This window comes from Streptomyces sp. NPDC089915 (assembly GCF_040684675.1).
Classification (GTDB): Bacteria; Actinomycetota; Actinomycetes; order Streptomycetales; family Streptomycetaceae; genus Streptomyces.
This window is the reverse complement of the sequence record NZ_JBFBGN010000243.1, coordinates 1-4817: the sequence shown is the minus strand read 5'-3', so window position 1 is coordinate 4817 and position 4817 is coordinate 1. Positions and strand designations below refer to the sequence as shown.

Here is a 4817-nt window from a genome sequence, read left to right as displayed (position 1 = left end):
GTCGGCATGAACACCATCGGGGCGACCATCAGCAGCCCCAGCGCCCCCATCGCCAGGTTGACGGCGGCGATGGTCCGCCGCCGCCACACCCACCCGGGCAGGATCGGGTCCGCGGCGCGGCGCTCCACCCGGACGACCACCGCCGCCAGCACCGCGCTCGCGCCCAGCAGCCCCAGCGAGGGCGCCGACAGCCAGGGCCAGGCGACCCCGCCCTGGACCAGAGCGAAGAGCAGCAGCCCGCCGCAGACGAACACTCCGAGGGCCCCCGCCCAGTCCACCGGGCCGCGGTCGGCGGGGGAGCGGCGGGGCTCGACCAGGTGGCGGGCGGTCAGCCACAGGGCCAGCCCGGCCATCGGCACGTTGATCAGGAAGGTCCAGCGCCAGCCCGCGTACCCGGCGATCAGGCCGCCGAGCGCCGGGCCGATGAGCGCGCAGCTCGCCCACACGGTGGTCATCCGGGCCTGGATGCGCGGGCGGTCGCGCAGCGGGTAGAGGTCGGCGGCCAGGGTCTGCACGGTGCTCTGCAGTGCGCCGCCGCCCAGCCCCTGGACGATCCGGAAGGCGATCAGCGCGGCCATGTTCCAGGCGGAGGCGCACAGCAGGGAGCCGGCGAGGAAGAGGGCGGTGCCGAAGAGGAGGACGGGCTTGCGGCCGAAGGTGTCGCTGAGCTTGCCGTAGACGGGGAGGGTGACGGTGACGGCCAGGAGGTAGCCGGAGAAGAGCCAGGAGAAGACGGAGAACCCGCCGATGTCCCCGACGATCTGGGGGACGGCGGTGGAGACGATGGTGGTGTCGAGGGCGACCAGGGCCATGCACAGCATCAGCGACGCGACGACGCGCGCCGGAGGCCGGCCCTGGACGGGTATCCCGCCCTCGGCCTCCTTGGCGGAAACCTTTCCGCCGGAGGCGCCGGCCGGCTCTCTGCCGGAGGCTCCGCCCCCGCTTTTCTCTGTCTCCATCGGCTTCCCTTCGTCCGCGCAGACACCCTCTCACCGGGGGTGTGCCGGGTGGAATCCCCATCTCACGCGGGGTCCGCCGGGCGGTGCCCCCTACGTCCGGTCCGCCGGAGGGCGGACGACCCCTAGGGGTCCCTCCACATTTGGGCGCAGGGGACTTTCGTCCCGGCGGAGGAGGCCGAAGGGCCCGGGCTGTCTTTAACTGATTCACATGGGCGGGGCCGCCGGGGCGGGGTGGGGTTAACCCCCGGCGGATACGGCGACGGGCACCAGCGCGCCGGCCACCCCCCGTTCAGCAGACTTCACCACGGCGACGCACATCCGCACGTCCGCAGTACGCACACCGACAGGGGAGAGAACACCGTGACAACGGCGATGACCGAGACCAGGCACGGAAGCGGCGGGGGGCACGGCTCCGTGGCCGCACGGGCGCGCCAGGTCGTCAAGGCGTACGGCTCCGGCGAGACCCGCGTCGTCGCCCTCGACCACGTGGACGTGGACATCCACCGCGGCCAGTTCACCGCGATCATGGGCCCGTCCGGCTCCGGCAAGTCCACGCTGATGCACTGCCTGGCCGGTCTGGACACGGTGACCTCCGGGCAGATCCACCTGGAGGACACCGAGATCACGGGCCTGAAGGACAAGAAGCTCACGCAGCTGCGCCGCGACCGGATCGGCTTCATCTTCCAGGCGTTCAACCTCCTCCCGACGCTGAACGCCCTGGAGAACATCACCCTCCCGATGGACATAGCGGGCCGCAAGCCCGACCCGCGGTGGCTGGACCGGGTCGTGGAGACCGTCGGCCTCGCGGGCCGCCTCAAGCACCGCCCGACCGAACTCTCCGGCGGCCAGCAGCAGCGCGTGGCGGTCGCCCGCGCCCTCGCCGCCCGTCCGGCGATCATCTTCGGCGACGAGCCCACCGGAAACCTGGACTCGCGGGCCGGCGCCGAGGTCCTCGGCTTCCTGCGCCAGTCGGTGGACGAGCTCGCCCAGACCATCGTGATGGTCACCCACGACCCGGTCGCCGCCTCCTACGCCGACCGCGTCATCTTCCTGGCCGACGGCCGCATCGTCGACGAGATGCACGCGCCCACCGCCGACCAGGTCCTGGACCGGATGAAGGACTTCGACGCGCGCGGGCGGACCTCGTGACCGTCATGAAGACCGCGCGGCGCAACTTCGTCGCGCACAAGGGCCGGATGGCGCTCTCCGCCATCGCGGTGCTCCTCTCGGTCGCGTTCGTCTGCGGGACCCTGGTGTTCACGGACACCATGAACACCACCTTCGACAAGCTGTTCGCCGTCACCAGCTCCGACGTCACCGTCAGCCCGAAGGAGCCCGCCGACGGCGAGGAGAACCCGAACCGCGGCCGCCCGCAGGTGCTGCCCGGCTCGGCCGTGGAGAAGGTGCGCGGCGCCGAGGGCGTCAAGTCGGTCGAGGGCGGCGTCATGTCCACGGCCGTCACCGTCGTCAACGCCAAGAACGAGAACATGGGGTCGACCACCGGCGCCCCGACCATCGCCGGCAACTGGAACGACGGCGAACTCAAGTCCATGAAGATCACCTCCGGCCGGGCCCCGCGCGGTCCGACCGAGATGATGATCGACGCCGACACCGCCGCCAAGCACCACCTGGCGCTCGGCGACGAACTGCGCACCATCGCCATCACCGGTGACGTCCGGGCGAAGATCAGCGGCATCGCCTCCTTCACCGTCACCAACCCGGGCGCGGCCATCGTCTACTTCGACACCGCAACCGCCCAGGAGAAGCTGCTCGGTGCGCCGGGCACCTTCACCCACATCAGCGTCACCGCCAAGGACGGCGTCAGCGACGACCAGCTGAAGAAGAACGTGGCCGCCGCCGTCGGCGCGGACACCTACAAGCTGCAGACCGCCAAGGAGTCCACGGCCGCCAACAAGAAGGACATGGGCTTCCTCGACGTCATGAAGTACGTGATGCTCGGCTTCGCCGGCATCGCCTTCCTCGTCGGCATCTTCCTCATCTTCAACACCTTCTCGATGCTGGTCGCCCAGCGCACCCGCGAGATCGGCCTGATGCGCGCCATCGGCTCCGACCGGGGCCAGATCAACCGCTCGGTGCTGCTCGAAGCCCTCCTGCTCGGCATCGTCGGCTCCGCCGCCGGCGTCGCGTCGGGCGTGGGCCTGGCCGTCGGCCTGATGAAGCTCATGGGCCAGATGGGCATGCACCTGTCCACCGGCGACCTGACCGTCCGCTGGACCACCCCCGTCACCGGCCTGGTCCTCGGCACCGTCGTCACCGTCGTCGCCGCCTACATCCCGGCCCGCCGGGCCGGCAAGGTCTCCCCGATGGCCGCCCTGCGCGACGCCGGTACCCCCGGCGACCGCAAGGCCGGCGTGGTCCGCGCGGTCCTCGGACTGCTCCTCACCGGCATCGGCGGCGCGGCCCTGTTCCTCGCCGCAGCCGCCGACAAGGCCTCCGCCGGCTCGCTCTGGCTGGCCGTCGGCGTGCTGTTCAGCCTGATCGGCTTCATCGTGATCGGCCCGCTGCTCGCGGGCGTCGTGGTCCGGCTGCTCGCCGCGCCCGTCCTGCGGCCCTTCGGCTCCGTCGGCCGGCTCGCCGAGCGCAACGCCCTGCGCAACCCGCGCCGTACGGGAGCCACGGCCGCCGCGCTGATGATCGGACTGGCGCTGGTCGCCTGCCTGTCGGTCGTCGGCTCCTCCATGGTGGCCTCCGCCACCGACGAGCTCGACCGCACGGTCGGCGCGGACTACATCATCGCCTCCCAGGGCGGCCAGCCGCTGATGCCGCAGGCCGAGCAGGCCATGCGCGGGGTCAAGGGCCTCGACCACGTCACCGCCTACCGCGAGGTCGAGGCGCGGATCACCGCCCCCGACGGCACCTCCGCCCAGGACCGGCTCAGCGCCACCGACCCCACCTACGCCCAGGACGTGCGCCGCAAGACGCTGGCGGGCCGGCACGAGGACGCGTACGCCGCCGGTGCGATGGCGGTCGGCTCCGAATACGCCGCCAAGCACCACGTGAAGGTGGGCGACGAGCTGGGCGTGGCCTTCAACGGCGGCAAGACCGTCCGGCTGAAGGTCGCCGCGATCACCTCCGACGAGGGCAACCTCGACAAGGGCGTCAAGTACGTCAGCACCGCCACCGCCGAGGCCAACGTCCCGGCCGACCAGCTGCCGCGCCCGTTCATGCTGCTGGCCAAGGCCCAGAAGGGGCAGGCCGACGCCGCGTACACGGCGCTCAAGGCGGCCATGGCCGAGTACCCGCAGTACAAGGTGCTCAACCAGACCGACTACAAGAAGGACCTCAAGGACCAGGTCGGGCAGCTGCTCAACATGGTCTACGGGCTCCTCGCCCTGGCGATCATCGTCGCGGTGCTGGGCGTGGTGAACACCCTGGCCCTCTCGGTGGTCGAGCGGACCCGCGAGATCGGCCTGATGCGCGCCATCGGCCTCTCCCGCCGCCAGCTGCGCCGCATGATCCGCCTGGAGTCGGTGGTCATCGCCCTCTTCGGCGCCCTGCTGGGCCTGGGGCTCGGCATGGGCTGGGGCGCCACCGCCCAGCAGCTCCTCGCCCTCCAGGGCCTGAAGGTGCTGGAGATCCCGTGGCCGACGATCATCGCGGTCTTCGCCGGCTCGGCCCTGGTGGGCCTGTTCGCCGCACTGGTCCCGGCGTTCCGGGCGGGGCGGATGAACGTCCTGAACGCGATCGCCAGCGAGTAGCCGCCGGCGGTCGTACGGGGGAGGAGCGCGGGTCCCACGGGGGAGTACCGGGATCCGACGGGGGAAGCGGGGCCCGACGGGGGAAGTACGCGGGTCCCGCGGGGGAACACGCCGGCCCCGGGCCGTCCGGAAGGACGGC

3 protein-coding genes are annotated in these 4817 nt (G+C 71.8%); 2 read left to right on the top strand and 1 reads right to left on the bottom strand.

Annotation, left to right across the window (positions count from 1 at the left end; all coding sequences use genetic code 11):
* Window positions 1-959: MFS transporter (locus AB0O29_RS34115; RefSeq protein ID WP_365159798.1), on the bottom strand; the 959-nt coding region annotated here is incomplete at its 3' end.
* Between the two features lie 360 nt (window positions 960-1319).
* Here AB0O29_RS34115 and AB0O29_RS34110 point away from each other — a divergent pair.
* Window positions 1320-2108 carry an ABC transporter ATP-binding protein gene (locus tag AB0O29_RS34110; protein ID WP_365159795.1) on the top strand — a complete coding sequence of 263 codons (789 nt, stop codon included), beginning with the start codon at window positions 1320-1322 and terminating at the stop codon, window positions 2106-2108.
* Window positions 2105-4678 (top strand): FtsX-like permease family protein, encoded by a 2574-nt coding sequence (locus tag AB0O29_RS34105; RefSeq protein WP_365159792.1) that lies wholly within the window; start codon window positions 2105-2107, stop codon window positions 4676-4678. The genes AB0O29_RS34110 and AB0O29_RS34105 overlap by 4 nt, the downstream gene beginning before the upstream one ends.
* Window positions 4679-4817: the final 139 nt, after the last annotated feature.